Origin of the sequence: Pseudoalteromonas sp. XI10, from assembly GCF_001469895.1 — a bacterium.
GTDB lineage: Bacteria > Pseudomonadota > Gammaproteobacteria > Enterobacterales > Alteromonadaceae > Pseudoalteromonas.
The window spans coordinates 105,763-130,342 of the sequence record NZ_LOPY01000061.1 but is presented as its reverse complement, the minus strand read 5'-3'; the positions used below and the strand labels follow the sequence as shown (position 1 = coordinate 130,342).

Annotated in this window: 24 protein-coding genes and 1 tRNA gene; 14 read left to right on the top strand and 11 right to left on the bottom strand. The window is 38.1% G+C overall.

The window, feature by feature from the left end; translation table 11 throughout:
• The first annotated feature begins 10 nt into the window (after nt 1-10).
• The 13 genes from AUR67_RS19230 (at nt 11) to AUR67_RS19170 (ending at nt 11,294) form a co-directional block, all read left to right on the top strand.
• The gene (locus AUR67_RS19230; protein WP_054562236.1) at nt 11-862 is read left to right on the top strand and encodes a thymidylate synthase; all 852 of its coding nucleotides are present in this window, start codon (nt 11-13) and stop codon (nt 860-862) included.
• Nucleotides 863-888: 26 nt separating this feature from the next.
• Complete coding sequence (gene galU, locus AUR67_RS19225) at nt 889-1,770, top strand: UTP--glucose-1-phosphate uridylyltransferase GalU (protein ID WP_058586450.1); 882 nt, start codon at nt 889-891, stop codon at nt 1,768-1,770.
• A gap of 460 nt (nt 1,771-2,230) precedes the next feature.
• Nucleotides 2,231-2,767, top strand: a complete 537-nt coding sequence (locus AUR67_RS19220) for an SPOR domain-containing protein (RefSeq protein ID WP_058586449.1) — start codon at nt 2,231-2,233, stop codon at nt 2,765-2,767.
• Nucleotides 2,768-2,840: 73 nt separating this feature from the next.
• A complete protein-coding gene (locus AUR67_RS19215) occupies nt 2,841-3,446 on the top strand; it encodes an SPOR domain-containing protein (protein WP_082665673.1) in 606 nt (201 codons plus the stop codon).
• A gap of 111 nt (nt 3,447-3,557) precedes the next feature.
• Nucleotides 3,558-4,157, top strand: coding sequence for a DUF4402 domain-containing protein (locus AUR67_RS19210; RefSeq protein WP_058586447.1), 600 nt, complete (start codon nt 3,558-3,560; stop codon nt 4,155-4,157).
• An 18-nt stretch (nt 4,158-4,175) separates the two neighbouring features.
• A complete protein-coding gene (locus AUR67_RS19205) occupies nt 4,176-4,643 on the top strand; it encodes a DUF4402 domain-containing protein (protein ID WP_058586446.1) in 468 nt (155 codons plus the stop codon).
• An 8-nt stretch (nt 4,644-4,651) separates the two neighbouring features.
• Entirely contained in the window at nt 4,652-5,443 is a 792-nt protein-coding gene (locus AUR67_RS19200; protein ID WP_058586445.1) for a molecular chaperone, read from the top strand.
• Nucleotides 5,444-5,462: 19 nt separating this feature from the next.
• Complete coding sequence (locus AUR67_RS19195) at nt 5,463-8,429, top strand: hypothetical protein (protein ID WP_058586444.1); 2,967 nt, start codon at nt 5,463-5,465, stop codon at nt 8,427-8,429.
• A gap of 13 nt (nt 8,430-8,442) precedes the next feature.
• Nucleotides 8,443-9,045: an SPOR domain-containing protein gene (locus AUR67_RS19190; RefSeq protein WP_058586443.1), complete on the top strand. Its 603-nt coding sequence runs from the start codon at nt 8,443-8,445 to the stop codon at nt 9,043-9,045.
• A 54-nt stretch (nt 9,046-9,099) separates the two neighbouring features.
• Entirely contained in the window at nt 9,100-9,693 is a 594-nt protein-coding gene (locus AUR67_RS19185) for a FlgO family outer membrane protein (RefSeq protein WP_058586442.1), read from the top strand.
• A 14-nt stretch (nt 9,694-9,707) separates the two neighbouring features.
• Nucleotides 9,708-10,382 (top strand): FlgO family outer membrane protein, encoded by a 675-nt coding sequence (locus AUR67_RS19180; RefSeq protein ID WP_058586441.1) that lies wholly within the window; start codon nt 9,708-9,710, stop codon nt 10,380-10,382.
• Between the two features lie 3 nt (nt 10,383-10,385).
• Nucleotides 10,386-11,051 carry a FlgO family outer membrane protein gene (locus AUR67_RS19175; RefSeq protein ID WP_058586440.1) on the top strand — a complete coding sequence of 222 codons (666 nt, stop codon included), beginning with the start codon at nt 10,386-10,388 and terminating at the stop codon, nt 11,049-11,051.
• Nucleotides 11,052-11,219: 168 nt separating this feature from the next.
• Nucleotides 11,220-11,294, top strand: a tRNA-Arg gene (locus AUR67_RS19170).
• A gap of 73 nt (nt 11,295-11,367) precedes the next feature.
• Here AUR67_RS19170 and AUR67_RS19165 read toward each other — a convergent pair.
• The 6 genes from AUR67_RS19165 to AUR67_RS19140 all read right to left on the bottom strand — a co-directional run bounded on the left by AUR67_RS19165 (nt 11,368) and on the right by AUR67_RS19140 (nt 17,198).
• Complete coding sequence (locus AUR67_RS19165) at nt 11,368-12,285, bottom strand: DUF4435 domain-containing protein (protein WP_161936946.1); 918 nt, start codon at nt 12,283-12,285, stop codon at nt 11,368-11,370.
• Nucleotides 12,278-13,675 (bottom strand): AAA family ATPase, encoded by a 1,398-nt coding sequence (locus tag AUR67_RS19160; protein ID WP_058586438.1) that lies wholly within the window; start codon nt 13,673-13,675, stop codon nt 12,278-12,280. Before AUR67_RS19160 ends, AUR67_RS19165 begins: the two co-directional genes overlap by 8 nt.
• A 270-nt stretch (nt 13,676-13,945) precedes the next feature.
• The gene (locus AUR67_RS19155; protein ID WP_058586437.1) at nt 13,946-15,712 is read right to left on the bottom strand and encodes a replication endonuclease; all 1,767 of its coding nucleotides are present in this window, start codon (nt 15,710-15,712) and stop codon (nt 13,946-13,948) included.
• The gene (locus AUR67_RS19150; RefSeq protein ID WP_058586436.1) at nt 15,699-16,004 is read right to left on the bottom strand and encodes a hypothetical protein; all 306 of its coding nucleotides are present in this window, start codon (nt 16,002-16,004) and stop codon (nt 15,699-15,701) included. Before AUR67_RS19150 ends, AUR67_RS19155 begins: the two co-directional genes overlap by 14 nt.
• The gene (locus AUR67_RS19145) at nt 15,997-16,242 is read right to left on the bottom strand and encodes a helix-turn-helix transcriptional regulator (RefSeq protein ID WP_058586435.1); all 246 of its coding nucleotides are present in this window, start codon (nt 16,240-16,242) and stop codon (nt 15,997-15,999) included. Before AUR67_RS19145 ends, AUR67_RS19150 begins: the two co-directional genes overlap by 8 nt.
• Before the next feature lie 83 nt (nt 16,243-16,325).
• Entirely contained in the window at nt 16,326-17,198 is an 873-nt protein-coding gene (locus AUR67_RS19140; protein WP_058586434.1) for a hypothetical protein, read from the bottom strand.
• Nucleotides 17,199-17,291: 93 nt separating this feature from the next.
• Between AUR67_RS19140 and AUR67_RS19135 the strand changes: the two genes are divergently transcribed.
• Entirely contained in the window at nt 17,292-17,900 is a 609-nt protein-coding gene (locus AUR67_RS19135; protein WP_058586433.1) for a hypothetical protein, read from the top strand.
• 87 nt (nt 17,901-17,987) lie between these two features.
• Here AUR67_RS19135 and AUR67_RS19130 read toward each other — a convergent pair whose 3' ends face one another.
• The 5 genes from AUR67_RS19130 to AUR67_RS19110 form a co-directional block, all read right to left on the bottom strand.
• A complete protein-coding gene (locus AUR67_RS19130; protein ID WP_058586432.1) occupies nt 17,988-19,274 on the bottom strand; it encodes a PIN-like domain-containing protein in 1,287 nt (428 codons plus the stop codon).
• Nucleotides 19,275-19,483: 209 nt separating this feature from the next.
• Nucleotides 19,484-20,629 carry a site-specific integrase gene (locus AUR67_RS19125; protein WP_058586431.1) on the bottom strand — a complete coding sequence of 382 codons (1,146 nt, stop codon included), beginning with the start codon at nt 20,627-20,629 and terminating at the stop codon, nt 19,484-19,486.
• A gap of 243 nt (nt 20,630-20,872) precedes the next feature.
• Nucleotides 20,873-21,937 (bottom strand): zinc-binding dehydrogenase, encoded by a 1,065-nt coding sequence (locus tag AUR67_RS19120; protein WP_058586430.1) that lies wholly within the window; start codon nt 21,935-21,937, stop codon nt 20,873-20,875.
• 181 nt (nt 21,938-22,118) lie between these two features.
• A complete protein-coding gene (gene nhaD / locus AUR67_RS19115; RefSeq protein ID WP_082665671.1) occupies nt 22,119-23,552 on the bottom strand; it encodes a sodium:proton antiporter NhaD in 1,434 nt (477 codons plus the stop codon).
• Nucleotides 23,553-23,784: 232 nt separating this feature from the next.
• The gene (locus tag AUR67_RS19110; RefSeq protein WP_058586429.1) at nt 23,785-24,513 is read right to left on the bottom strand and encodes a glutathione peroxidase; all 729 of its coding nucleotides are present in this window, start codon (nt 24,511-24,513) and stop codon (nt 23,785-23,787) included.
• Nucleotides 24,514-24,580: the final 67 nt, after the last annotated feature.

Sequence of the window (24,580 nt, the reverse complement as noted above, 5' to 3'; positions counted from 1 at the left end):
GAGCAAATCAATGAAACAGTATTTAGATTTATGTCAGCGTATTGTTGACGAAGGTGTGTGGGTTGAGAACAAACGCACAGGTACCAAGTGTTTAACCGTTATTAATGCCGATCTTGAATATGATGTGGCAAATAATAAGTTTCCGCTAATAACAACGCGCAAGAGCTTTTACAAAGCGGCGATAGCGGAGTTACTTGGTTATTTACGTGGTTACGACAGCGCTGCACAGTTTCGTGATATCGGCTGTATGACTTGGAATGCTAACGCAAACGAAAACAAAGCTTGGCTAGAAAACCCACATCGTCGTGGTGAAGATGATATGGGTCGAGTGTATGGTGTGCAAGGCCGCAGTTGGCAACGTCCGGATGGCAGCCACCTTGATCAACTTAAAAAAGTTATCGATAACTTATCAAAAGGGATTGATGATCGCGGTGAAATAGTCACTTTTTATAACCCAGGTGAGTTTGAGTTAGGCTGTTTACGCCCTTGTATGCACACGCACACCTTTTCTTTATTGGGCGATACCCTATACTTAACATCATACCAACGTAGCTGCGATGTGCCGCTGGGTTTGAACTTTAATCAAATTCAATGTTTTGTGTTACTTGCTTTAGTTGCACAAATCACCGGCCATAAACCGGGTAAGGCGTATCATAAAATAGCGAATGCGCATATTTATGAAAACCAACTTGAGTTGATGCGTGATGTGCAGCTTAAGCGTGAGCCATTCGCGTCGCCAGAATTAAAAATAAACCCAAATATTAAATCACTAGAAGACATTGAAACCTGGGTTACAAAAGATGATTTTGAAGTAGTAGGTTATCAGTGTCACGATGCAATTAAGTATCCGTTTTCAGTTTAAGAACAATAAAATTTAAGGAGAAATCAATGAAAGCAGTGATCCCAGTTGCTGGTCTTGGCACACGTATGTTACCTGCAACAAAAGCAATCCCTAAAGAAATGCTTCCTATTGTTGACCGCCCGTTGATTCAGTACGTTGTGAATGAAGCAATTTCAGCAGGAATTAAAGAAATTGTTTTAGTAACGCATTCAAGTAAAAACTCAATTGAAAACCACTTTGATACCAGTTTTGAGTTAGAAGCAACGCTTGAAAAGCGTGTTAAACGCCAGTTACTCGCAGAAGTACAATCAATCTGCCCGAAAGGTGTAACAATTATTCATGTTCGCCAAGGTGAAGCGAAAGGCCTTGGTCATGCGATTAACTGTGCTGCACCTATCATAGGTGATGAACCGTTTGTTGTTATTTTACCGGATGTGATCATCGATGATGTAGCAAGCGACCTTAAAAAAGACAACTTAGCTGAAATGATCCAGCGTTTTGAAACCACCGGCGAGAGCCAAATTATGGTTGAGCCTGTGCCGCAAAACGAAGTAGACAAGTTCGGTGTTGTCGACTTAGGTGATGTAAAAATCAATCAAGGTGAAAGCGCAGCTATTTTAAATATGGTTGAAAAGCCTCCAGTTGATCAAGCACCATCAAATCTTGCTGTTGTGGGTCGTTATGTATTGAGCAAAAATATTTGGCCATTACTTGCAAAAACCCCAGCCGGTGCAGGCGATGAAATCCAATTAACAGATGCCATTGCAATGCTCATGGAAAAAGAGATTGTTGATGCTTACTCAATGAAAGGTAAAAGCCATGACTGCGGTAGCAAAATTGGTTATTTAAAAGCCATAGTTGAGTTTGCACTGCGTCGTGATGAATTCAAAGGTGAGCTTACAGACTTCATAAAGTCGCTGGTTAAATAAGCAATTCAAATTACCTAGTTGAAAATTATGTAAAAAAAGTGTCTATATGGCACTTTTTTGTTATTTACATGTTCCTCCCAATTGTCGATTATTACCCAATAAAGGATTTTTCTGATATACCTAAGTCTTAACGCATTGTTAAGATTAAAGATCAGTGAGATGCTTATTTACCCCTGTAGGATAGTTAAACTCAGCTATACTTATAAAAATACCTATGTAAAGACGGATTTTTATTGCTTTAGGTTGTCTAATATGAAAACTTAAGTATTAGGGTGTCATTAAGTTTTTATTGCAGTTAGTTAAGCACTGTACTGAAAATATTATAATAACAAATAATGTGTTAGAGTTTTCTTATGCAATGTCGTAAATCACTTTTATGGTTTTTGTATAGGTAAGTGCTAACAGATAGACTTCTTTAAAAAGAAGCAAATTTTTAATGGTACGTTTAAGAATCCTACTTATGAAATATTGCTCAAAACCTTTGCGTTACAGTATATACCTGTTGGTGTTATTGACTGTGTCTGGTTGCAGTAATAAGGCATTTCGTGATATCTCTTTTAACAAGCTTCCTGTTTTCAATGTTGTTCAGTACCTTAGCGATGTAACGCTAATGCAAAACTCATTTTTGTTGGCGCAAACCCAAAGTGAACCTGTCAGTACAGTGCTAGATCAGGCTGATACTTCTCAAGCACTATCAAGCGACTCTAAAGACTCTGTTAAACCTGAGTATGCGTTTGCTCTACAGTTAGCGTCTGTTAATACGGAACAAGGTCTTGCTTATACATTAAAGAAAATGGCTAAACGAGCACCCAGTATTTTTCAAGGAAAGCCGATACTTAATGTTGAAGTCGCTGATGTAAATGAGCATACCTACTATCGACTTAAGTTTGGTGGCTATAAGTATTTGAAAAACGCGAAAGCTGATTGTGAAGCGATTAAACGACAAGGCATTGATTGTTGGGTAAGTAACTACACTGACAACCGAATTTATTTTTAGCGTCAAATATTCACTCTAAAGGTGGCATTTTTATTGCTAAGATTTAAGTCTGTTTTTTAGAATTGACGTCACCATGCATTTTTCTATTTTTTCTAAATATCTACTGATAACCATCAACTTAACTGCTTTGACAGCATGTATGATGAGCCAAGAGCAAACTCAGCCAGCTTATACTGAGCAGCAAGTACAGCAATTTGCTGCCGAGTGGCAAAACCAACAGCCGAGCATTGAGCGCCTTTCAGCCATGGAAAAAGACCTTGCGTTGTTAATCGAAGTGCTATCAGCTAATAGTGATTTAACTGCGCTGCAATCAGCAGAGCCACAAAATGATGTGATTATTCATCAAAGCGAACAAACGCAAGTACAGCATGCATCATCCACAGACTCACTTGAGGCGATTATTGCAGCAAATAAAGCGGCTGAAGCGGGCGTGCAATTAGGTTTATATTTAACGCCGAAAAAAGTTAGTCATCAGGTCTTAAAGCTTAAACGTGATTATCCTGCTGTTTTAAATGACCTTGATTTTCGTTTTAAAACACGAGAGCAAAAAGGCGTAACCTTGTATGGGTTAAGGGCTGGTCCATTTGCAAATTATACTCAGGCTACTGCATTTTGTGAGATAGCCAAAAGAATGGGGCAAACCTGTGTGACGGCACCGTTTATTGGAGAGATGCTTTAAGCATCTTTCCTCTTAAAAATTAGGTAATTAATCTTAAAGTATTTGTTCTAGAGGTCGATAAAGCTTAAGATACAGAAAAATGGCTTAGCCATTTAATTATAAGGACTTAATATGAAATTACCTCTTTCTTTACTTTCTCTTAGTGTTATTTTCGCCTCATCAACTGCCTTTTCTGCTACTGAAACTTTTCGTGCTGAAGTTACAGTTCAAAACACTGTTGTTTTGACCAAAGATAGTGACCTTAATTTTGGGACTATTCGTGCTGTTGCAGACCCATCTGGAACCGATCGAGCAAGACTTACAGTTAATGCGACTCCAAATGCTAGTCCAATATCAGTAAGTACCAATAATACAGAAAACGCTTTATTTGCTGTCATTGAAGATGGCGAGCCTGCGGCGTTTACTGTGTCTGAAGCTGTTCCAAATGCTATTTTATCGATTACTGAGCCTACTCAGACTCAGTTAGAATTTGAAGATGGACAAGATACTGACCGTCCTGACTTTGAAATTGGTAATTGGTTATTCGTTATTACTAGCGGGCCAAACGCAAATGCGAACTACAATTCTGGTACACCTAACTTACAGGTTGCGCAAGACGGTACTGTGTCATTCAATATTGGCGCAAGCTTAGATACATCAGATCGTACTACCACAAAGCCATATGCTGATGGTGTTTATGCGGGGACTTTTCAAATCGAAGTCGCTTATTAATTATTTTAGGTAATTTTTATGCGCTTTTTGCTTTTAGCCAGTGTGCTATTTTCTGTTTTCTCTTTGCCTCTACAAGCAGCGAGCACAGAGCAACAAGCGCTTGATTTTGGCACTCTTGTTATTTTAGCTAATACAAATACCAGCTCTGTAATTGTCAAAGATGATGGCAGTATCAATACTCAGGGCTCAGTTTATGTACTTGAAAATGGCCACCCAGCAGAATTATTACTTACTGACTTTCCTGCCAGAACCCAACTAACTATGAATCTAGTTGCTCCAGTTGACTTAATACATGATGTAGACGGCAACACGAGTGCTGAGTTTTCTGTGCGCCTTAATGGTTTTCCTAAATATGTGATCACCAATGAGTTTGGTGAGGCAAAAGTATTTATTGGCGGTATTTTAACAACAGATCGTAGCGCTAAAGCATACGCAGATGGTCATTACTCTTCTTCAACTTATTTAGAAATATCGGTCGATTACTAAGGATAGATATGTTCGCAAAACGTCTTTTATGTGGACTCTTTTTTGTTTTATTCAGTCAATACGCAACGGCAAATTTACTTATTTCACCAACTCGAGTTTCATTTGATGAGCGCCAACGTAGCGCAAAAGTCACCGTCATTAATAGCTCAGATGAATATAGAACATATCGCGTGGTATGGAGCGAAAAATTAGCGCTCCCCGCAGGTGGTTACCAAACATTGAGTGAGCCTGTAGCAAGCAGCCTTTCACCAATGACGCGTTTATCCCCAAAGCAAATTCGCTTAGCACCGGGCGAAAGGCAAACGGTTAAAATAGCGATTAGAAAGCCTAAGAATTTGACTAAAGGGGAGTATCGTTCTCACTTATTGTTTCAAGCATTACCCAATGAAGTGAAAAGCACTAAACCAGGTATTAAAGTGAACATGATAATGAGTTTTAGTATTCCAGTTGTATATCGTGAGCAAGGCGAACAACCAAATGTTAAAATTAGGGACGTTAAGCTGGTTGAAGACTCTATTAATAAAAAACTTAGTCTTGCAGTTAAGTTAACCGAAAGCCAAGGCTTTAGTAGTTATGGGAGGCTCAGTGCGTATGCAACTAATACAGCGGGTAAACAAGAGAAAATCGCTGAAATTGGTAACTTGAGTTTGTACCCTGAAGTCAATGAAACAACAGCTTACCTAGCTCTATTTACCGATAAAAAACTACCGAAGAAAGGGCCTATTGAGATTAAATATGAAGGTGCTGATGAGTATGAAGGTATAGTTTTTGACTCATATTCATTTGCTATTCGACATTAGGGATTAATGCGAAAAATTTATGAATCGCTTATTTGCGTTAGGGCTTATGCTATTAAGTCCTATCAGCTTTGCTAATTCGACTGTGAGTACAGAGGATGTACTAGCTAGACTCAATGCCATAAAGGCTAAGCTAAATGGCGAACAGCTTCATGCTCCACAATCAAAGCATACACCTGCTGTCAACCATTCTGCAGACACCTTAGACACCCAGCAGCGAATTGCGACTGGGGAGTTTTTGCTATTTTCAATTTATTTAAATGAAAATTATTTAGGTGAGGTTTTTGCCCTTAAGTCTGATCAAGACATATTGCTGGGGCTTTCAGGGCTAGTTGATATCTTACAATTAGCAATCAATGTCGATTTATCAGCCGAGAGGGCAGAAGGTTGGTTCATCAACACTAATAAAACCTTTCAATTAACAGCTCAAAAAGAGCTGATTACAGATAACAAAAAGTGGCAGCTTACTGAGCAACAAATTAGTGTTGACGATGATATTTATATTGAGGCAGCAGTACTTGCAGAGGCTTTAGAATTTAAGCACCGCTCTGACTACGCAAGCTTAGAGCTACATATTGAAACTGAGTCTGTTTATCCGGTTGTCGCCCAAGCGCAGCGTCATAAAAAACAACTGCAAAGCTATAGTACTCAAAAACAAGCAACCTTACCTTGGAAACCAAGCCCATATCAGGCCTTATCTGTCCCTGTGGCTGACTTACAATTGAATTACACCCAAGATAATGATGGCAGTCAGGCTAGTTACTCATTACTTGGCTCGCAAGATTTTGCATATTTAACGATGGAATACTTTTTATCGGGTCGTGAAAGTGATTTATTGAATAACTCAAGGCTAACTTTCTCCAAGCAAGATGTGAATAATCAATTGTTAGGTCCACTTGCTGCAAGTCTTATTGAAGTAGGTGATGTCACAGCTACGCAAGTTGGCAGCCGTTATAACAACCAATACGGTCGCGGGGTTAAAATTTCGAATTATCAACTAGGGCAAGCTATTGATAATAATCGGGTGAATCTAACTGGTGCAGTACAGCCAGGTTGGGATGTTGAATTATATCGTAATGGCATTTTAATTGATCAGCAGCTGAGCTTGACTGATGGTCGCTATGTTTTTGCTGATATTGATTTACTGTTTGGTGAAAACAGCTTTGAGTTGATCTTTTATGGCCCACAAGGACAAGTAGAGCGAAAAACTGAATATTACTACATTGATGGCACGCAGCTTGAGCAAGGGGAAGCTGTTTATGAGCTATCTGTTTCAGAGCAAGGGGAGCAGTTACTGGGTAGCAGTAACTACAACGCCAATAAGGGTTGGGTTGCTGCATGGCGGTACCAATATGGTGTGAGTGATAACATTGCCATGTATTCAGGCTTCATGGCGCAAAAACGAGAGCAAGATGAGCTATATCATGTTGCTCTTGGAACGAACCTTAGCTTGTTAGACAGGTTTTTGGTTAATCTGGAATATGAAGAAAACAATCAACAACAAAGAGAATTTGAATTAACAACAAGAACTAAATTGGCTGATCAGTCTTTGCTATTCAGCGCAACGAACCGTACTGATAACCAGAATGGTCAAGATATAACGCTGAAAAGCTATCAGTTTGATATGTCTGGTGAGCTGATGAAAAATGATTTTGGCCGGCTCAATTATCAGAATAACTTTCTGATTCAACACGCACAAAGTGGTGATTTAAAGCAAATTTATAACCGTTTAAATTACAACTATGCAAACGTCTCTATAAATAATTTATTGCAGTGGCAAGACTTAAGTGTTGGGCAAGAAAGTGTTGATGGTACGACGCGTTTACAAACACGCCTAGGTAGAGTGTATAGTCGATTCGGGGTTAATTATCGACTCTCTCCGGTTAGTGAAATAGTAAGTTATGAAGCTGAGTTTAGTAGAAGTTTAGGCCCAAGCTTACAAGCAGAACTAACTTTAAGGGATTCTCTAGATTACGATGTTCAGTCTGCCGAATTAGGATTAACGTGGCAAAATGACAGGATTAACTTAAGCAGTAATGTTAATTACGACAGCAACGATCAATGGCAGATTCGCTTAAATAGTCGATTTAGTTTTGGCTTTGATAGTCAATATAATCAGCCATTTATGAGTAATCGAACATTGACCAATACTGGTAGTTTGATGGTTAATGTGTTTTTAGATGAAAATGATAATGGCCTTAAAGACTACAATGAAAAGGGCTTGGCGGGTGTTAAAGTAAAAGGCTTACAAAATTATCGCCAAGCTATTACCGATGAACAAGGTATTGCGATTCTTTCAGCTATGCCAGCTAATCGCACAACAGATATAGTGCTAGATCGTGATAGTTTCGCTGACCCTTTTATGATCCCCGCCCACGATGGTTTCTCCATAACACCACGAGCAGGTTTTGTTGAGTACATGGATTACCCAGTAAATAATGCCAGCGAAATAGAAGGTACTGTCTATCAGCAAACAGAGCAAGGCTCTAATGTTCAACCTTATGCCCAAATTACTTTAGTGGATGAACAAGGTAATGATGTAGCTACTACGCAAGCGGCTTATGATGGCTATTACTTGTTTACTGATATTAAACCCGGTAAGTATAAAGCGGTAGTTGATAAGCAATACCAAGAGCAAAAATCACTGACCAGTGCTCAAACACACAAAATAAAATTATCGCCTAAAGGTGATGTGCTGGTGGGGGTTGATATTACTTTGCGGCCACTCGAAAAGCGCCAAGGATATATAGCGAGTATTGGCAAGTTTAATTCACTGAAAATATTAAAAGTGTATTACTCATTGGTGAAACAGCGTTTGTTACAGCAAGGGTTACAGAACGCTTTTTATATTTACGATAAAGCAAATGCAAACTACACACTTGCGATTGGCTTTGACCCACAGTCTGCAAACGAGCTTGAGCAGCAATGTGTGCAGCTAATATCACAAGCAATTAAATGTCATGTAACAGAACAGCATGCTCAACACTAGCAAGGAGCAAATTATGGTTTTTACTACTTTTCAAAATCTGAAGAAAGTATGGTTAGTCTTACTGGTTACTCCTATCATTGGTTGCCAAAGCATGTCAGAGCCACAAGTGAGTGAAGAAAACTTAGTAAAAATTAGCCAGCAAGAGCTTATAGAGCTGAGGCAGTCGCATCAACAATTCCAAGCGATGAAGCCAGAGCTTGAGCGCTTGTTGACAATAGAAAGTGAGTTAACCTTACTCACAGAACAACTTACTTTGCTAAATGCGCAGCAAACTGAGCCTGAAAAGACTAAAAAGTCATCTGTAACCGCACCTCAGTTTATAGCTGAGCCTACAGCCAAATTTGCACTACAACTTGCTTCTGTAACAGAATTACCTCGACTAACAGCTCGCCTTGCTGAAATTAAAAAACAAGCGCCGGCGCTATTTAATGGCCAGTTTATTGCTAATGTAGAGTCAGTAACAGTGAATGGCAGCACTTTTCATCGTTTGAAAATAGGCGCATATCAACAAAAGCAGCAAGCAGCTAATGATTGTAAAAAGTTAGCATCAGTCGGGGTGGCATGCTTGGTATCACATTATGTACAGAATCCGCTTGATTTATCTCAGCAACAATAATACTTAGGCATAATTATTGCTATGTACTTACTAAGTTTAGTGAGGATGGCAATTATGCGCCTGTTATTTTATTCAGTTTTTTTAGTGTTGGTGGGTTGTAGCTTAACTGAAGAGCCACAAAAAGCGCCCCCTAGAGAAACCCCAAAATCGCCGATGGCACCTTATACGGTGCATCAATACGTTGCTGATCTAAGTAGTCAGCTGAGCCGTATTCAAGGCCCTTACAAAGGCAATGCACGTATTGCTGTGACCAGTTTCTATATGGCTGATGGCTTAGGTACTGATTTAGCAGAAGATCAGGGCAGTGGCTTGAGTCAGCAAATTCAAGAAAGTTTATTAACGCAATTTACTCAGCTTGGTTTTCATACCATAGAGTATCGATTAGAAAAGACTTTAAATTTGCAGCAATCGGCCGATAGTGTTCTTAGTCGTGATGTAAATACCTTGCGTCAACGTCAGAATATTGACTTTGTTATTACCGGCACACTGACGCGGCAACAACATGCCTACATAGTTAACGCCCGATTGGTAAATACCAAAGATCTGCGAATAGTATCAGCAGCAAGCACCGAGATCCCTATCAATGTGATGTGGGGCGCTGAAAAAGTTCAGCAACGTGATGGCCAGTTGTATCGAAGCGAATATTAAGAGGAACTCATTTAATGAAACGTTTAATTTTAACTTTATGTTTGCCTTTTGGCTTTGGTTGCTCATCAATGTTAACTGGTGATGTAACACAACACGATAATGATCCTCAGTTAGCTGCGCAAAGAGAAGTCGCCGCGCCACATAGTAATGACAGTGTGTTTCAAACCAATCAGGCGGTGATGAATAACAGCACCTTTACAGCAGCACCAACACGTAAAAATATTAATCACTATGTGCGTGGCATCATGCAGGATCTTGTTGAAAACTTGCAATATGTTAGCGATAGCACGCCGGTTGCTGTTTCAAGCTTTATATACCTTGATGCAGATTACAACTCAACGAATTTGCTAGGTAATCAAATTGCCGAAAGTTTCATTCATGAGCTTCACGCATTTGGTGTACCTGTCATTGACTTTAAAACCACTGATTATATGCGTGTCACGCCAACTGGTGACTATGTTTTCAGTCGTGATTATTTAGAGCTAAGCCAAGATCAAAACTTCAATTATGTATTGGCAGGTACTTTGGTTAATCATCAAAGTGGTGTGCTCGTTAATGCCCGAATTGTTGGTTTAGCAAGCAAAGCAGTTGTAGGGTCAGCGCAAGGTTTTATCCCGCAATCAGTGGTTGATGCCCTTGATAGTACCAACCGCAGTGATGGTATTACACTAAAACAAGCAAGTGAGTAAGCTATGAAAGATTTTATCTTAGCATCGTTAACGCTCGCACTATCTGGCTGCCAATTGCTGCCAGAGCAATCAGCAGAGCCGCAAAATACAGCTCAAAATGTACCTGCATCAGCAAGTACTCAAGTCGATTACGTTGCTATGCTACAAGCGCTTGAACAAAATGATATGCAGCAGGATAACGCTAACCATCGTTTATTTGTGCCTTATCAACATCATAAAACCGTTGTTAATTATGTCGAGCAAATGGCCCTTGAGTTAGTGGATACCATGCAACAAGAAAGCGAGTTAGGAATAGCCATAACTAGCTTTGTTGATTTAGATGCGAGCCTAAAAAATAGCTCTCAACTTGGTAATCAACTCTCTGAAACAATGATGCACCAGCTGCAAAAATTTGGCTTTGGCGTTGTTGATTTTAAAGCGATGGATATCATTAGTGTGACCTCACGTGGTGATTTTGTGATGTCGCGAGATGTAGAAGAGTTAGCCGAGCGTCGCATCGCGAGCCATGTACTTACAGGCACGCTGATATACCGCCCAAATGGTGTTGAAGTGAATGCTCGAGTAATTAATTTAAACTCAAAGTTGGTTATTGCCAGCGCACAAAAAGTGATCCCTTATTTTGTGCTAAAAAATGAGTCAATCAAATCAGCAACAGCTCGCGTTAACTAACCTCATTATTTTGCCAATCGACTTACTAACAAGTCGATTGGTTTATTCTCTTGATTACCAAAGCCTTAGACCGTTATAATTTTAGCTACAAGCTACAAGCTACAAGCTACAAGCTACAAGCTACAAGCTACAAGCTACAAGCTACAAGCTTTACCTCAGCTTTTGAGTGGCCTCTTAGTTAAATGGATATAACGGCCCCCTCCTAAGGGGCAGTTACAGGTTCGATTCCTGTAGGGGCTACCAATAAAATCAATAACTTATAATTTTCATTCTTTTCCCACTTGTTTCTGTGTAGCGTATTTGTAGCGCGCTTTGATTAACTTAAATTTTGTAGTGCTTGTTTTACATATTCTAAATTAGAGTTTTCTATTTTACCTTTGATTACACTAATTAATTGAGCAACGGTCATATCTATGTTCTTTTTATATAGACAACTCTTATCATTGCCAGCTTCACATAGTGGACATTGCTTTAGTTCATTCCCACATGCCAAATGCAGATCTTGCAAGTAGTGTAGTAATGATTTTAAAAAGAAGTGTAAATGCCACTTTCCTTTGCAAAACTTTTTCATATCCATAATATCTTTATTGCAGATGTTATGTTCTTTGGCAAATTCGTCTAACTCAGGATATTTCTCTTTTAAAGCATCTTTTTTTACTTTATCGTGTAAGAAACGTTCATAGCCATCAGAAAAACCTAACAAAGAGTCATACTCTTCAACAACCGCATTTTTCAATGCTTCTAAAGTAATGTAATAAAATTCTGAAACCTTCGTATTTATTAGGTCTATCATCTTATTTGATAGTTTAATATCCAGTTGTTCATTTGAGACAGATGTAATTAATTTTACAGTTTCAAGAATAGACTGATTTGTTACAAAACTATTTTCAAATGAATACGTTTCGAGATATAAAATACCAGACCTCTCAACTTTTTCATTTCGATAGGGTTTAGCGTCGCTATCTACTATTCCTTTAAAGTAACCATATGCTCTATGGTGTTTTTCGTATTTTTTATTTATTTCAAGCACTTGTTTTTCTATTTCATTACAACCAGAACCACACCCTTTAAAATACTCTATAGGTTTTATGTTGAATTTATTTTCTTCGCGATTTAATAAATCGTGATAGATACCTAAATCATCTTTTCCTTCAACCACTATTAATGGGCGTTTAGTCATCACAGCTTTTTTTATAGCACTATGAAAATCCAAGCGCATTTGCTCATTACTCATAAGAATCATCCTCAGAAAAATTACAGGAATCATCAAGTGCTTCTTCAGATATCACTTCTAGCTCTGCAAGATTATCTACAGATTCGGCTAATATTGGGCTGTGAGATGCTACAATAATTTGAGAGTCGGGAAGTAATTCTTCTAAAGTGGGTAATAAAGCTTCTTGCCAAACTGCGTTCAGAGAAATTTCGGGCTCATCTATAATTATAAAGTTTCGATGCCTACCTTGATCTAGTAAGAGTGTAAAAAGTGTTAAAATATGTCTCTCGCCACTTGATAGCTTGCTGATCGAGTGCTTACTTCCATTTATTTTTACAAGCAGGGAATTACCATTAATAATTAGTTCTTTTCCGTCACCAGTAAAATAATCAAACTTTTCTATTACAGTATTTATCGCTGAAAGCTCAGCTTCAGTATCTTTTAGTTGATTTGCCATTTCTATCAGCAATTTACTTAAGAGTGTATTTTCTTTTAAATCAGTTACATCATTTTCTTGGTTTATTTTTCTTAGCTCTTTAACAATTCTGTCTTTGAAACTGTTTTCTGTTTTATCATCTAAGGCCTCAATTAATAAATCTTTGTTTTTAAATATGATGTCATTAAAGTCTTCGGGTAATGGAACTGGAACTCTAGGCCCAAGTTCGCTTTGTTCTGTTATTGCACTAGCTAAAGTATCAAAGAGAGCATTTTGGATTTTTCTCGCAGCACTTCTTCTAGCATTTCGGTATCTTCCAAGAAGTGTACTCTCCACATTATCCATATTTACTTCTTTTAGGAAAATATGGTCAGCACCAAAGTCGACAGAACTGCTCCCTCTTTGAAAACTATCAGCTCTACGTCTTAAAAATTGTACTAAATCTTCCGAAAATTCAAGGGCATGACGGTGGCTTTTAAAGTTAACTCTTACTTCATGGTTTCGAGTAAGATAATTCATTAATACTTTTGTGTTTAAATTTAGTCTTGTTGATTGGCTGCCCCTTTCAACCCCGAGGGAAAGGGATTTTGATTTGGATAGGCTAGACTCTATAAATTGGGTCCAGTTATACTGGTATTCGGTTGCTTTACGGAGGAAAATACTCAAATTAGGATCATACTCATCCTCCTCGTGCTGGGTTATTTCTTTTTTAATCTCTATTGTTTTTATTGAGCTGTATTTATTCTCTTCTAATATTTTGCATTCACAATATTCAATAACAATAGAATCAACTTCTTCTTCGATTAGAACAGCATCGTCTTGTCTAAATATAGCATTTAAGATTTTGAGGAATGTTGTTTTTCCTGAGCCGTTATTTCCGAAGATTACAGATGATTGTTCTTCTGAAAACTGGATCTGGATGGACTTATTAGGTGATTTGAACCCGTTTATTGTAATTTTTCTTAAAAAAAGCATTTCAACTCCATGAAGGCTAAAAGAATAAGTTTACATTTTTACAACTTTTTAACTGTAAGTACAGTTATTTACAGAACTCCAAGTAAGAGCTTTCTTGCCATTCTGGCAAGTGGGAAGCTAAAGGTTATTTTTGAAGTTATGAAGAGGATTTTAACTACCTAAAGCTTGTTTTATAGCTTTAGGTCTTCTGAAAAGCATCAAAACAATGCTTTGTTTATGACTTGGTAGCTAAAGCTCATAATCGAGCTTTAGCGAATTAAAATAATATTGTTATGCTTTTTCTAAACGCCACTGGTAGAAGCGGGTAACAAAGGTTTTACCCGCAAACCAAAGACCTTTTACTTTTTGGATTAACTCACCATCGTAATAGCTTTGTGAACATTCGCCTGTCTCTTCATTCACGTTAACATCGTAATGAAGTTTTATAGGTCTATCCTTGCTTTTGATGTTTAAGCCTCCCATAGCCTGCGTGTAAGCTTGCCAGTCGCTATTATCAGCAGCAAAACGCGCTTTTTCTAATAGCGAATTACTTTCGCCTTTGAACATCGAACGTAAGCGTCTAAGTTCGCGCCATACAGATACACTTGCACCGCCAATTTGCTGAAATTGACGAATACACCAACATGACGCCCACGCATCAATACGTTGGGCTACCAGCAGCGAATCGTTACCGAATTTATCCTCGCCAACACCTTCACCATCAATGTTTTTCGATATGTATTTTAAAATATAACCTGTGGCAGAGCCTTTATTTGGGTCGATATGTTTAAAGTCACAGCGGTTTTCGGCTGCGCCTTTTTCGTCACCATCAACTTCTAACGCATAATGACGAATAATAGCTTTTAATGCGTCTAGCTTTTCGCCCTCAATAAAAAACAGCATATGCCAATGCGGTGTTCCGTCATGTTGTGGTTCAGCTACTCTAAATCCATAAGGAGCAATATTTTGACGTTTGAATTCAGCGCGGGCTTTTTGCCATTGTTGATTTAAATAGCTGTTAGCTTGGTCTGGCATTAACCCTTGCCATTTAGGGTTAGGCGCACCAGATTTAGAAAAAGCACGATGGTATTTAGAGGGGCAAGTTACGGTAATAAATAGCGCTTCGTGACCTAGGTCTTTTGCTAGATTTTCAAACCCTCTGGCACGACAAAGTAATTCGTCTTTGCGAATTTTTGGATTTGATACATTTAGGTCTGATATTTCTTTTAGTGAATAACGTTGACCTTGCTCGTTTAAGATATACGTTGAGCTAAGCAGATTTTCGTTTCGAGTATGTTGTGCTATTCGGTTACGAGTAGTTACATCACTGGCGTAAATTTGCCTTTTGCTGTTTACGAAGTTTAAGTGTATCGCTGCTTTTTCGTTTGCTTGGTTTATCAGTTTTCGAATACGGCGAAGCCACCAACGATTATCTGAATAGCGCTTAATACTACCAGCGAATTCGATATTGTTTTCGGTAGAAATAGGCGAAACGCCGATGTTCATAGCGAAATTTGATAAGTACTCATATAGAGACTTTTGCTTTGCTAGAGCGAATTCGCTATCGAATTCGTTGGTAGTAGGGCTAATACCAGCGAAATTTTCGCTATTAGTTTCGCTATTTGCACTATTAACAGTACGAAATGACAGTGAACTCGTTCGCTTGAATTCGCTCTCATTTCGCTGTGCGTGTAATGCTTGGTAGTGAATGAAATTAACCTTTTCTGGGCTAATGGCAATCTGGCGGCAATAACTTGCATACTTTTTAGCTTTTAAACTAATTTCGTCGTCAGAGCAAAAAAACAAGTGAGCCAGTTTCGCTGGTAAAAGAGCAAACAAGGTTTTTGTTGTTGCCAGAATATGCCTGTTGCGTTCGACAGGAGTTGGCTTATTAAATGCCTGAAATAGAATAGTGCTTTTAATCAGGTTTGAAAAAGGCGAAAGCCTTTTTATGATAAAGGCTGCATCATATTTATCTACTTTCGCTATGTATGGGGCGAGTATTGTATCTTGGTCTAAGATAGCTTTTGCTATCTTCTTTTCTTTAAATGTTTTCATTGAACTGATTTAGGTATTTTTCAACAAACTCAAAGCCAAGTTTTGTTAAAGCATATTGCTCGTGCTTAAGTCCGAATGGGTAAATTATTTCGCTGGATACTAGGGCTTCGCTAATAAGTTTATTGAGGGTACGAATATCAAACTTGTAAGGGTTGCCAAATTCATCTGTATAGGTTTTTAGGCCGTTCACTTGATTTAGTGAATGGCCTTGTTGACGACAAATTTCTAAATGATTATTTGGTTGAGCTAACCAAACTAAAAGTCGCTTTTGCTCTTTAGATAGCTTAGGCATGATCAGCACCATGCGGATCTTGGCCTAAATGTTCCAAACGGCTAAAGCTATTTAGCCAATTATCTAAGTCTTCTTTTAAGTAACGAACAGCACGACCAATTTTGATAAACGGTGGTGCGGGTGTGCGATTTGTTCTATTTCCTTCCATACGTGATTGGCGAAGGAAAGAGCGACTCATACCGATGTATTCAGCGGTTTCTATTTCTGAAAATGCGCGTTTGTTTTCTGTTGTTGGCATGATTGCCTCCATGTACGTTTAAGTTCATGGAGGACTTTAAGAGGTGAGTGAACTCCTAGGAGTCCTTCTAGGAGTTATGACTTTTAATTTATTTTTAATTTTTTAATTAAGTTATAAAAACTCTTCTTCTTCATTTGTTGTAACTCAGCACGTGAGTCATACCAATACATAGTATCTTCGCCTATTTCATCAATGATTTCGTCAGTATCAAATGAGCGTGGGTCATTAGTGATGTCACTTTTTAACTTTTCCCAAATTTGGCTTGGCTTTAGTATTGGAAACTGAGCAATTATGTTTGTAAGCAATATATCGATTGGACGCATATTTAATGTTGCGTCATGCTCAGGAGTTTTAAACAAATAAGCTTTTGCTTTTTCTAGCTCGCTAGACGTTATACAAATATCATCAAATTTAAATGTCTTTGATGATTTAAATAGTTCGTCTACCAATGGCTTCCTTGGGTCGAACTTTTCAGGCAACGTTGAAAGAGATTCCTCATTTTTAGCACCAAGTTCATAAAACGTCTTTATGATTTGCTTAGACATACTCTTACGTTGCTCAGGCATAAAAATATATGGTAATTGTTGGAAAGGAATATCATCATAAGGTGCTGATAGCCATTCAATGATAACTGGATTCGGCACTTTAACAGTGAAAGGGTAATCTGGTGTATACCGTGAAATTTTATCTTTTTGAAGAATCACAGAGCCTTTTAAGTTTACTTTTTTATTTTCAAATAGCTCAGTTTGCTGTGCTTTATCTAATGAAATTAACCCTGAATATGAAGCGCAACCAAAGCCTACGAATTTCCCTTGTCTGTAGCCACCTAAAATTACATCAGATGTTGGGCAGAAAACACAAAATGAAACATCAGTTTCTGAATTGAGATAATGTGCGTCATCAATCGATATGGCAAAAGCTTTTTCTAGCTCTGATAGTCTGTAGTACTTCTTCACAGTGAAATCCTTTTCTAACTACTTCTAATATATTTATTTTATATCAAATTCAGGCTGCTATTATAATAGAATTATTATTTAAATGGAGTTGTAATGGGAATTTTTCAAGCCATAAAGTCAGAGTATGATGTTGTTGCCCCAATTGCCAAAAAACCACTTTTATGGGCAAGTAAGTCTGCATGGAGGCGGTTTTTCGTATTTTTCTTTTTACTAGGAAGTATTTCACTTTCCTTTACAGTTTATCTTAATCATTTAATTGACAACTCAGTTAAGGAATTAGAAAAAAATAGTTTACAAAGAGAGAGTTTTTTTAGCAAAAATAGACTTCAAGATGGTATTGAACTAGTACAGATGTGTATAGAGTCAATCAGCAAACATGGTGAAAACGTCGAATGGTACTGTCAAAAAGCTAAAGCTGAATACCTTTCAATAATGGAAACAAGTCCGCAAAAGAAACATATCAAAAGAGTAGCTACTAATAACGCATATGAGTATATGGTCTTTGATCTAAAAAGAGACATTAGAACCTTTGAATATTCGGAAATGCTAAATGATCAAAAAAAACCTTTACATGATGAACTCAAGCTTTTGACGAGCAGGTTGGCACTATTTAGTTATATCGTTGGGATTTTTTTGCTAACTTTACTGATGATTTATATATTTAAAAAGTTAAAGGCCAGAAATGTAGATGAGCATTGTTAGAATTCATAACAATGCTTTGACCTTTAACAAATTCTATTTTTATGGACGTTTAGAGCTTAAACTTCATAGCTTGTATATAATCTTTTTTTAATCACTATCATCGTTTTTATTTTTACCATCAGTCTCATCAAAATTACTAAGAAGTTTTTCTATGATATTGCGTTTATACTCTTCATTCTCATCAAAATTACTAAGAAGTTTTTCTATGGTATTGCGTTTACGCTCTTCATTCTCTTCAACTTGCTTAATATTTTTCAGATAATCTGAAATTATATGGTCATCAAATCTGTTGGTTCTCAATTCTAAGTCTTGGCTTTTGATGTAGTTTCTTAAGTTGCTAATTGAGATTTTATTGTTTATTAGGTTACAATCTTCATATTTAAATTTCTCAGCATCTAAGTACCATTTGGGCATAGCAATTTCTATGACTTCTGAATGTGGTGTGCTGGCATCTTCAATTGAACTATCCTCAACTTCAACTGCCATAAACGATTCACCATCCTTCATGAAGGAAGATGTGCTATACATTTGAAAAGAGCTAATTTTAGACTCAGAATATATTTCTGCCTGTAGTTGCGCTAATGGCCCTACATTCTTTTTTCCATTAGAGTTTATTGTGTACCACCAATCATCTTTAGCATCATCAGTAATAAAGATAATATTTTCAACGTTGTCACCTTTTGCTTTTTCTATTATTTGTTTCCACACTATTAAGTCGCCATATTGACGCTCATAGTTTAAACCATCATAAAAAAAGTGTGTGTTATTGTCTTTGTTCGCTTTATCGGTATCTTTAAAACCTGGCGGAACTTTATTTTTAAAACGTTCGGCTCCTTCGTTGTAAAGATTATTAAGCCATTCTTGGTTTACAGGTTTTTCTCCAACCTTATTTTCAAAGAGGTCATTTAATCTCTCCCTGATCTCATCATGGGAACGAACACATGGTTGTTCACTATCCCAGTGCGATACAGATTTTCTATAGTTTGAAATGTTTTTACTGATATCTTTTTTTAACTTTTCGGTGTTTTCAGAAAGTTTTGGAAAGCGACGCTGTAATGCAAGTTTTGTGAAATCGTTTGTAAAAACCTTTTCAATCTTTACTAAGTAATCTTCTATTTCATTAAATACAGTTTTTTCATTGCGAATAACCGCAAGTCTTCTGTTTTGGTACTCTAATCCCGCATGATAAGGAATCCAAACTTTTTCATTAATAGATTCTAAGATCTTAAAAAAGTCATCTCTTGTTTGCTTGGCATATCCATATAAGTTTAATAAGACGTTTGCGTCAAATACAAAAAGAGTTTTATCGTTTTTCCACAGCTGTTCAAGTTGATCTTGTGGCACATTATGAAAGCCTTTAAATGTATTTTTCATGAAATCCCTTTAAGAATTTACAGTTATATGATGCTTAGTTATGTCTGTAATTAAAAATTAAATTATTTTTATATTAGTAACTTACTATTAGGTGTTGCTGATTACAACTGCTTTATGGGAAGAATGAAAGGCACTTCTGAATTGAAAGTGTTTATTCCACACTTTGGCTGTTCCCCCTTAGAACACTTTATCAAATAGTAAATTAAAAACTACCCAATTAAATTAACCGCAGCGGCTTTATGCTCTGGCGCTAAGTGTGCATATCTTAGCGTCATTTTTAAGTCACTATGGCCTAATAGCTCTCGCACAGTATTTAAGTCTACACTCGCCATTACAAGCATGCTTGCAAAGTGGTGGCGTAAGTCATGAAACCTGAAGTTAGTGATATTTGCTTTCTCAAGTAGGTTAGCCCAGTCGTATCTAAAATCGTTTAGCGGTTGCTGATTACCATCTTTGAATACGTGACCTATATCATCAGATAAGTTTTTCCAGTGAGTAAGCGTGTTGAAGGCTTCTGTGTTTAGTGGAATGTGGCGAGAATTCCCCGATTTAGCATTTTGAAAATCAACAGTGAGGACTTTATTTGTTAAATTGATGTCTGCCCATTTTAGCGAAAGTAGCTCACCTTTACGCATACCTGTATTTCTAGCAAGCAAAACCAAAGCTTTCAGGTAATCAATATTAAGTTCATCTAAAGCAACTCTTAAACGTTTCTCTTCATCTTTAGATAGGTAACGTACTTTTGAGTTATCAACGGTTAGCGCTTTAACTTTATGTAAATCGTGGCTCTCAATTAACCCCCATTCAACAGCACGGCTTAAACAGCCCTTAATTAAGTTTATCTGGCGGTTAGTTGTGGCAGGTTTTATTCCGCTATCAAGGCGTTTGTTTCGCCATTTCTCAACTTCCCACGCTGTAATATCCTTAATCTGATAATCCATGAATTGTTTAAATGATGACTCAAATGCTTTGATGGTTTTTTGAATCGTTTTTGGGTTTCGTGACTTAAGCCAAGGGTAATATTTCTCTTCTAGAAACTTCTCTAGCGTTGAAAGCTTAGCTTGCTCTGTGTTGATGCGTTCTTGCTTTTTAACAGCTTGAACATCGATGCCTTTTGTAACCTCGGCTAATTTATCTTTAGCAAGATCTCTGGCTTGAGCGGGAGTGATTTGACCATGAACACCCAGCTTATAATTTACTTGTTTGCCATGGAGTCTATAAAAAAGGTAATAAGATATTAAACCTTTAGGGGTAATACGTACGTGGAAACCTGAAATTTCAGTATCATTTAGACGCTTGTCTTCTGGTGTTAGTCCTTTAATACTCGATGCTGTAATTTTAGCTTTTATAGCCATTGCTGCTTTCCCTGTGTAGCATATTTGTAGCAAGCTCATTGTGCTACAAAGAACAGCAAAGAACAATGGTATAAAAATGACTTTAATTTTATCTTTTAAAAATCAGCTGTTTAAGTTTTATTTTTGTGCTTGGTTGTACATGGGGATATATGGGGAGTTCTGCTTTCCTCACACTCCTAAGGGGCAGTTACAGGTTCGATTCCTGTAGGGGCTACCAAGTTATCTCAGCAACCCCCAATTAAATTAACCAGTTACTTTTTCAAGCTCACCTGTACGCCATGGTTCAATGATGATTTTGATATGGTCGTTTGGTTTAAATAAGGTATCAAATGCACCTTGTACGCCGTCTATGCCTACTTTACCAGTACGCATTTTTTGCCATGCAATTTTGCCTGACGCAATGTTCTCAAGTGATTGTGCAAACTCTTCTGGCTGGTAGTAATAAGAGAAAATAAGGTCTAACTCTTTCACTGTGGCATAGGCAAAGTTAACGTTGAGTGGCGCGGTATGTACACCAGTTACAATGATTTTTGCTTTTGCTGGTGCACGTAAAATGTAGTCGTTCAATAAGCGGCTTACACCGGCACATTCAAAAATAACGACCTTGTTGTTACCCGCAAGTGCTGCGGCTGTAGCAACTTCATCATCAACCAAAGGGTTAACATATTCTGTGGCGCCAAATTCAAGGGCAATTTGTTTTTTGCTCTCTTGTGGATCAGAGGCAATGATGTGTTTTACGCCTTGAAGCTTTAATGCGGCAATTGCAGCAAGGCCAATTGGACCACAGCCAACCACAATGGCAACATCATCATTATGCATTTGTGCGCGGTTTACTGCGTGCAGCCCAACAGCAAGTGGCTCTGTAATGGCTGCCGCTTCTGATGGAACAGCATCAGGGATAGGTAATAGTAAGGCTTCATCAACAATAAAGTATTCAGAATAGGCACCATATAGTCCAGGGGTTACACCTACGCCAGCGCCGCCAGCAGAAAGTAAAATAGGCACTGAGGTTACGCGGGTGCCTTTAGCTAATTCGCCTTTAGTATTTGGGCCGTAGCTAACGATTTCTGCCGCGTATTCATGGCCTAATAACACTTCTTGGTCATCGCCTGCATCTTTAGCCATGATGCCAAGGTTTTTATAGATATCGAATACATCGCTGGTGTGGCGGGTTATATGAATATCAGAACCGCAAATACCGCAAGCTAGGCTTTTTACCAGTACTTGGCCGGGTCCAGGTGTAGGAATATCAATTTGTTTTACATGCAGCTTGCCATTTTGCATGGCAACAGAATTCATTTGGCTCATATGTGTGTCCTCAATTCACCTTATTTGTGAATTATTAGACTAAAGTAAAGCGCCTGCCTTAATCTTGACTTTTTACGACAAAAACACAGCTTATTACGACATGTCTGTTTATAAACTGCTCATTGTGGAATATTTAAAGTAAAAACCCTCAAAGTGATAAGGGTTTTTACTTTATTAAGGTTTAGCCGAAGTAGGCTGTATTGAGATATAAATGAGTTAATACTCCAGCAAAGTAACCTAGTAAAATGACCGGCGACCATTTTAAGTGGCTATTAAAGGTGTATATCCCTCGCGCTTGACCCATTAGTGCAACTCCTGCCGCAGAGCCAATTGATAACAGGCTGCCACCAATTCCTGCTGTTAGCGTAATAAGCAGCCATTGACCGTGCGACATATCAGGCATCATTTGTAATACTGCAAACATCACTGGAATGTTATCGACTACCGCTGACATTAAACCAAGAATAATGTTCGCACCGGTAGCAGACCAGTTGTTATAAAGTAAGTCAGAAAGCAGCGCTAAGTAGCCGATAAACCCTAAGCCTCCAACACAAATAACGATGCCATAGAAGAACAAGAGCGTGTCCCATTCGGCTCTCGATACACGGCTAAATACATCAAAAGGAACAACATTACCTAAGCGAGATAAGCGCTCTTTATCACCTTCACGCTCTGCCATGGCGCGCTTTCTGGCAAGAGAGCCGGGGAGTGTCACGCGTAAGAAGTAACCAAAAAATTGTAAATAACCAAGGCCCATCATCATGCCCACAACCGGCGGTAAACCAAAGGCGGTTTTTAGCACCACGGCGGTGAGTATTGTCAGTAAGAATAAGCACAATATGCGAAGCGCACCGCGTTTAAGTTCAATATCTTCATCGGCCGTATCCGGGTGACGGTTATTGATAAATAAAGACATAACAAATGCAGGAATAATATAGCTGACTAAAGCCGGTAGAAATAAAACAAAGAACTCGGTAAAGGCAACAACATCGGCTTGCCAAACCATCAGTGTCGTGATGTCACCAAATGGGCTGAATGCGCCACCGGCATTTGCGGCTATTACAATATTGACGCACGACATAGCAATGAAGCGGTTATCATTTGCTGCTACCTTCATTACCACTGCACATAAAAGTAGGGCGGTAGTTAAGTTATCGGCTACAGGTGAAATACAAAATGCCAGTACACCGCTTATCCAAAATAATTGTTTGTAGCTAAAGCCCCTCGCAACCAGCCAACTTCTTAGGCCATCAAATAAACGACGCTCTTCTAGGGCGTTGATGTAGGTCATCGCAACGAGCAAAAATAGCATTAACTCCGAAAATTCTAACAAGGCGTGACGAAATGCGTCGGTGCTAAGATCAGATAAGTTTTGTGCACTGTACTGCCAAGCAATAAGGGTCCAAATAATCCCGGCTGCAACCAATACGGGTTTTGATTTGCGTAAGTGAATTTTTTCTTCGAGTATGACGAGCACATAAGCAAAGATAAAAATAATAAGGCATATAATGCCAACAGGGTGGGTGAGTAAATCGATAGTACCAGTTGACGCAGCATGAGCTTGGCCACCGAAACATAGCAAGGAAAGGAGCAATCCTTGTGTTAGTTTTTTCATTGTATATTCCAATTAAATCATCTTAATTTCGTTACGGTTTAAGTAAATGTAGCTGCAGACATTTTAGATTCATTCTTTGCTTTATGTAACAAATTGGTAACTAAGATGTTGGTATTTTGAATATAAATACGGGTGATGGCGAGAGCAGACCAGTTATATAATTTATAATTTAATCAATGTGTTGTGGTTTTAAAATAATAAAGGGCTGCAATTAGCAGCCCCAACTTGAAAATTATGCAAAGTGTTTTTCTAAATCGTCAGAGCCACCAATGTGCTCACCGCCTATGAATACTTGCGGCACTGTCTCACGACCAGAAATCGCTTTTAAACTAGTTAGTGAAGCGTGTTGACCTAATACAATTTCTTCGTACACATAACCTTTTGCGTCTAGTAACGCTTTAGCTTTTGTACAGAACGGGCAATTAGGCTTGGTGATAATGCTCACTGATTCTGGTTTTACCTGTGCTGGGTTAATGTATTCGAGCATGGTATCTGCATCAGATACTTCAAACGGGTCGCCAGGCTTTTGTGGCTCGATAAACATTTTTTCGATAACGCCGTCCTTTACCAGCATAGAATAACGCCAACTGCGCTTACCAAAACCTAAGTCGTTTTTATCGACTAGCATACCCATGCCGTCGGTAAATTCGCCATTACCGTCTGGTAATAGAGTGATATTTTGCGCTTCTTGGTTTTGTGCCCATGCATTCATTACGAAGGTATCGTTTACAGAAATACATACAATGTCATCAACACCGTTTTGTTTAAATACAGCTGCAAGCTCGTTATAACGTGGCAAGTGAGTTGATGAACATGTTGGTGTAAATGCACCTGGTAATGCAAATAGCACAACTGTTTTACCTTTAAAAATTTCGTCAGTGGTCATTGATTTCCACTGCTCGTCTACACGTGTTGCGAATGTAACGTTTGGTACTTTTTGGCCTTCAATATTGTTTAACATTGTTTTGATTCCTCTTGATTTGTTGAGTGCCATTATGCGATTTAATTTATGATAGCTCCAATCGTTT